Below are 5,577 nucleotides of genomic sequence, written 5' to 3'. Positions count from 1 at the left end.
GCGCCGGACCGGGAGGGCACCGTCTGCAGGCCGGGGCAGGCCGGACGGGATTCTTGGTGCGCGACGGATCAAACCATCGCGACGAATTGTCTCTTCAAAGCAGCGTCAGTTGCACCTGGTCTTTCCCGGCGGCAACGAACTGATCGGTCCGCAGCGTGCGCCGTTCGGCATTGAGACCAAGCCGCTTGGCTGTGATCTCGAAGCGCCGGCCGATCTGCCAGGCATAGGGACCGGCGCCCTTCATGCGCTTGCCCCATTCCGAATCGTAGTCCTTGCCGTCACGCATGGAGCGGACCAGCGACATCACATGGCGGTAACGGTCGGGATAATGGCGCAGCAGCCAGTCCTTGAAGATCGGGCTGACCTCCAGCGGCAGCCGCAGGATCACATAACCCGCCTCGCGCGCGCCGGCCGCACGTGCCGAATCGAGGATGCGTTCCATCTCCGGATCGGTCAGGCCCGGAATGATCGGCGCCACCATGACCGACGCCGGAATGCCGGCATCCGAAAGCTGCCGGATCGCTTCCAGCCGCTTGGTCGGTGTCGACGCGCGCGGCTCCATGGTGCGCGCCAGCATGCGGTCGAGCGTCGTCACCGACAGCGCCACCTTGGCTAGCCCGCGTTCGGCCATGCGCGACAGGATATCGATATCGCGCGTCACCAGGGCGGACTTTGTCACGATGCCGACCGGATGGCCGCGCGCTTCCAGCACTTCGAGGATTTCGCGCATGATCCGGTATTGCTTCTCGATCGGCTGGTAGGGGTCGGTGTTGGTGCCGATGGCGATGGTGCGCGGCTGATAGCTGTCCTTCGAAAGCTCCTTGTCGAGCAAGCGCGCCGCATCAGGTTTGGCGAACAGCTTCGATTCGAAATCCAGACCCGGCGACAGGCCCATGAACGCGTGCGTCGGGCGGGCAAAGCAATAGACGCAGCCATGCTCGCAGCCGCGATAAGGGTTGATGGAACGGTCGAAGGAAATGTCGGGCGATTCGTTGCGGGTGATGATGGTGCGCGGCTTCTCGACCTGCACTTCGGTCTTGAAGGGGGGCAGTTCTTCCAGCGAATTCCAGCCATCGTCGAACACGTGCCGGCTGACTGGCTCGAATCGGCCGGACGGGTTGATGCCGGCCGACCTGCCGCGGTTGCGGTCCGGGCGGACACGCATGCCGCTCTGCTCGACCATCGCATTGGCCATCTCGGCTCTTCCTGCTCCGAAAGCTGCAATGTCGGCGCGCACGATCTGTTCCATTTTCGCCCGCTCCCAGGGACTGTCCGTGTTGTGTCGAATCGCTCTGTTCATGAAATTATTCCTATTTCATCGACGAGAACAAAGCAAGAACTTTCTATGTGCGATGCAAAACTGGCGCTGTGCGGCGCTTTCCGCTATTCGGCTAAGGATGCTCAGTGTTCTCATCGAAACCCGCAATGACGAGGAGGGCCTCGCCCGCACGCTCGCCTCGCTGATTGGCGGCGCGGTCGAAGGCGTGGTGCGTGAAGTTATCGTCTGCGACACAGGCTCCACCGACCAGACGCATCGTGTGGCCGAGCATGCCGGCTGTCAGTACGTGACCGGCGGTGTCGCTGCCGGCATCCGCCAGGCCAAGGGGGATTGGTTGCTGCTCCTGGAACCGGGCGCGCGGTTGGTGGAGGGCTGGATCGATGAGGTTGTCGCGCATACGGCCAGGCAGACCATGGCGGCACGGTTTTCGCGCACGCGGGCCAGCCGCACGCCATTCCTGGCACGGGTCTTTTCGGGAAACCGCGCCCTGGCCGACGGATTGCTGATCAGCAAGCGTCAGGCGGCGGCCGCGGCCAAGAGTGCCGGCAGTGCTGAGGCCATCGCCCGCGGCCTCGCAACGAAGCGGCTCGACGCCGAGATCTGGATGGCGCCCGCCAAGCAGGAACGCCGCTCCTCGACATGATTTTTTGCAGCTGCTCAGGCCATTGTGCATTGCACAAAATCTGACGCGGGGTTAGCTTCCGTTCAAGCGGGAATTGGGTTTGGGACATGCCGAGTGGCGAGCACCGATGCGGCATCGGTGGTGCTCTCATAGCCGAGGACCCAATGAAGCTTTCAACCCCCGACACATCCGGCGCGGCCAGTCTCGAGGCTATTGCGCGCGACGGCAGTCTGTTGCGACGCATCGCGGTGCGCATTCCGACCTATCTCAAGGACCTGCGCGAAAACCCCGCCTGGCTGCCGATGTTCGTGCTGGCGCGCACAATGCCTGGACGCCGCATGCATTGGCTGGGCGCAAAACGCGCCCGCCCGGTCGCCAATGCCGGGGATACGATGTTTGCCGGTGTCGAACGGGGAGCGGTCGTCGATGCGTTGCGCTCCGACGGGCTGTTCTCAGGCTTGGTCCTGCCGCCTGATATCCATGAAGAGATCGCCGACTTCGCCGGGCGCACGCCTTGCTTCGGCAATTTCGACCGCCGTCTCGAATTCATGCCGGGGGAACATGCCGAGGCCGAGAAACGCCTTGGCCGCTCGCTGCTCAGCGGGCATTTTTTCGAGCGCATCCTCGACTGCCCGGCGGCGCTTGCCATCCAGCGCGATCCGCTGCTTCTGGATATTGCCGCGCACTATCTCGGCGGCCAGGCAAAACTGATCACGACGCGCGTCTGGTGGAGTTTTCCAACCGGTGCCGCTTCGGATGCCGACAAGAACCTCGCCTCGCTCGGCAAGTATCATTTCGACCTCGATGATTGGCGCATGCTGAAATTCTTCTTCTACCTCAAGCCGGTCGACACCGACACCGGTCCGCATGTCTATGTCAGGGGCAGCCACAAGCGCCGCAGCCTCAAGCACCAGCTCACGCTTCTGGTTGGCCACCCCGCGCAACAGGTCCTGGATGTCTATGGCGAGCAGAGCCCGGTGACGCTGACCGGCGAGGCCGGTCTCGGTTTCGTCGAGGACCCTTTTGGCTTCCATATGGGCACCGTGCCGGCACGCACGCCGCGACTGATGATGGAAGTCGGCTTCGGCGTCTCGCCGCCGTCGCGCCGGCGGTTTCATGGCGAGCCGGTCATCCGCTGAGAGCGACGCTTGCCTCGGCTTTACGGAGCTGATTTGCCGCGCCGCAAATGCTCGTCCAGGCGCGGCATGATCTCGACGAAGTTGCACGGCATATGCCGGTAGTCGAGCTGTGCCTTCAGGATGCCGTCCCACGCGTCCTTGCAGGCGCCTGGCGAACCCGGCAGCACGAAGACGAAGGTGGCGTTGACGATGCCGCCGGTCGCCCGGCTCTGGATCGTCGAGGTGCCGATCTTGTCGTAGGAGATCCGGTGGAACACTTCCGAAAAGCCATCCATGCGCTTTTCGAAGATCGGCTCCAGCGCGTCCGGCGTCACGTCACGGCCGGTGAAACCGGTGCCGCCGGTGGTGATGACGACATCGATATTCTTGTCCCGCGACCACGCCAGAACCGTGTCGCGGATTTTTTCCCGATCGTCGGTGACGATATCGCGGGCCGCCAGCATATGGCCGGCCTCGGTGATGCGGTCGGCCAGCGTCTGGCCGGATTTGTCGTCGGCGAGGCTGCGCGTATCTGAAACGGTCAGCACCGCGATGCGCACGGGAATGAAGGAGCGGCTCTCGTCAATTCTGGCCATCCGATCCCTCCGATGCGATGCTGCGCGTCGCCGCGACGAACCAGTCGGGCTGGCGGCCGCGGATTTCGGCGGCGGCGCGCTTGGCGACATTGCCGGTCTCGAACAGGCCGAAGCAGGTGGCGCCGGACCCGGACATCCGTGAAAAACCCGATCCGGCCTTGTTCAGCCAGGAAAGCGCCCTGCCGATAGCCGGCTGCATCGCCAGCGCGGCGGGCTCGAGATCGTTGCGGGTGATCTCCAGCCAGTTGCGCAGGCTATGAAAATCGATGCTGCGCGGCAGCGGCGGCAAGGCCTCATTGTCGCGCCGGGAAAGCGCCGCAAAGACGTCCGCCGTCGAGACCGGGGTGCCCGGATTGACCAGCACCAGGCCAAGCGCCGAAAAATCCGGCACCATCGACAGTTCATCTCCGATGCCGCGCGCGACCAGCGGCTTTGCCGCCAGGCACATCGGCACATCGGCGCCGAGCGAAATGCCGATCCGCGCCAGCTCTGCGCCGTCTATATCCAGGCCCCATGTCTCCACCAGCCCGCGCAGCACGGTCGCCGCGTCGCTCGAACCGCCGCCGACGCCGGAGGCGACCGGCAGGTTCTTTTCCAGCCGGATAGCGACCGGCGGTGTTCTCTCGTGCCCGACCGCCTGTCGCAGGGCATCGCGCGCCCTAGGCACCAGATTGCTGGCGTCGAGAGGAACAGCCGGGGCGTAGCGGCCGGACACGGTAAATTCATCGCTATCGGCAGGCGCAATTTCGACCCTGTCGCCAAACCGCGTGAACACCGCCAGGCTTTCGATCAGATGATAGCCGTCAGGTCGCCTGCCGGTGACATGCAGCGCAAGATTGATCTTGGCGTGCGCGTGCCAGCTACGCGACCCGATGTCGGTGTCCACAATGGTCTGCGAAATGGTGCTCAGTCCTTGGCCAGCCGGTACTCGCCGGTCTTCGGATCCTTGACCAAAGTGCCCATCGCGCCGTTGGCCGTCTGCTTTTCGGTACGCCGCACCTTGGCGGTCACGCGTTCGGCTTCCCTAATGAAGGTGCGGTAGCCGAAATAGGCGGCGACGCCAACGACGGCGAAGAAAATGATCTGCGGCATGCCAAAACTCCTCCCACGCTGGGCCGGCGAAGGCGGCCGGTCGGGTCGGTTAAGCTCTCATGCTAGACGCTTTTGCCGGGTTTTCAAAGCCCGAAGCGAGACCACAATGCGCGCTCTTCCGCCGCATCGACCACGCCGCTGGCGGCGGCGGCTGCGATATCGGGCGCTGAAAAGCCCTTGCTTGAGCCAAACAGGCCGAAGCGGCTGAGGAAACCGCGCGGTGTCGTGATCAGCCTGAGCTGGGTTTTCGCCCCGAAACGGGTCTTGAGCACCGTGCGCATGTCGCCGAGCGCATCGACCAGGCCGAGTTCAAGGCCCTTGATGCCGGTCCAGAACAGGCCTGTGAACAGGTCCGGGTCGTCTTTCAGTTTCGCGCCGCGCCGCTCCTTGACGAGGTCGATGAACGTGCCGTGCACCTCGAGCTGCAGCGCCTTCAGCCGCTCGACATCTTCCTTTTTCTCGGGCTTGAACGGGTCGAGCACCGCCTTGTTCTGGCCGGCGGTGTGGACGCGTCGCTCGATGCCGATCTTCTTCATCAGTTCCGGGAAGCCGAACGAAGCCGAGACCACGCCGATCGACCCGACGATGGAGGATGGGTCGGCGAAGATCTCATCACCGGCAACCGCGATCATGTAGCCACCCGACGCCGCCACGTCTTCGACGAAGACCAGTACCTTTCTGTTCTTTTCCGTGGCCAGGTCACGGATGCGCTTGAAGATCAGCCGCGACTGCACCGGCGAGCCGCCGGGCGAATTGATCGAGATGGCGACTGCCGGGGCGTCGTAGGAAAACGCCTTCTCGATGAGGCCAGCGGTGGAGGCCAGCGACAGGCTCGGCCGGAACTGGCCACCGCCTGCCATGATGGTGCCG

The 5,577-nt window shown here is 64.1% G+C and carries 7 protein-coding genes; 2 read left to right on the top strand and 5 right to left on the bottom strand.

Translation table 11 applies throughout. The annotated features are described in order from the left end of the window. Nucleotides 1-94 precede the first annotated feature (94 nt). On the bottom strand, nucleotides 95-1,249 hold the full coding sequence (locus tag EN990_RS34715; protein ID WP_023808673.1) for a PA0069 family radical SAM protein: 1,155 nt from the start codon (nucleotides 1,247-1,249) through the stop codon (nucleotides 95-97). A 148-nt stretch (nucleotides 1,250-1,397) separates the two neighbouring features. On the opposite strand from EN990_RS34715, the gene EN990_RS34710 reads away from it, so the two are divergent. Both EN990_RS34710 and EN990_RS34705 read left to right on the top strand, forming a co-directional pair. Next, complete coding sequence (locus EN990_RS34710; protein WP_013532838.1) at nucleotides 1,398-1,922, top strand: glycosyltransferase; 525 nt, start codon at nucleotides 1,398-1,400, stop codon at nucleotides 1,920-1,922. Nucleotides 1,923-2,065: 143 nt separating this feature from the next. Further along, nucleotides 2,066-3,040, top strand: a complete 975-nt coding sequence (locus EN990_RS34705; RefSeq protein ID WP_127368987.1) for a hypothetical protein — start codon at nucleotides 2,066-2,068, stop codon at nucleotides 3,038-3,040. A gap of 20 nt (nucleotides 3,041-3,060) precedes the next feature. Here EN990_RS34705 and moaB read toward each other — a convergent pair whose 3' ends face one another. The 4 genes from moaB to EN990_RS34685 all read right to left on the bottom strand — a co-directional run. Beyond that, the gene (moaB, locus tag EN990_RS34700; RefSeq protein ID WP_013532836.1) at nucleotides 3,061-3,615 is read right to left on the bottom strand and encodes a molybdenum cofactor biosynthesis protein B; all 555 of its coding nucleotides are present in this window, start codon (nucleotides 3,613-3,615) and stop codon (nucleotides 3,061-3,063) included. Further along, nucleotides 3,602-4,501: a 4-(cytidine 5'-diphospho)-2-C-methyl-D-erythritol kinase gene (locus EN990_RS34695; protein WP_024502638.1), complete on the bottom strand. Its 900-nt coding sequence runs from the start codon at nucleotides 4,499-4,501 to the stop codon at nucleotides 3,602-3,604. The genes moaB and EN990_RS34695 overlap by 14 nt, the downstream gene beginning before the upstream one ends. Nucleotides 4,502-4,521: 20 nt before the next feature. Further along, a complete protein-coding gene (locus EN990_RS34690) occupies nucleotides 4,522-4,707 on the bottom strand; it encodes a membrane protein (protein ID WP_013532834.1) in 186 nt (61 codons plus the stop codon). An 83-nt stretch (nucleotides 4,708-4,790) separates the two neighbouring features. Then, a partial coding sequence (locus EN990_RS34685; RefSeq protein WP_164766222.1) for a S49 family peptidase occupies nucleotides 4,791-5,577 on the bottom strand: 787 nt, incomplete at its 5' end.

The organism is Mesorhizobium sp. M7A.F.Ca.US.005.03.1.1 (assembly GCF_003997975.1).
GTDB lineage: Bacteria > Pseudomonadota > Alphaproteobacteria > Rhizobiales > Rhizobiaceae > Mesorhizobium > Mesorhizobium ciceri.
Note: the sequence above shows the minus strand (reverse complement) of the source record. Positions and strands in the feature narration are given on the sequence as shown.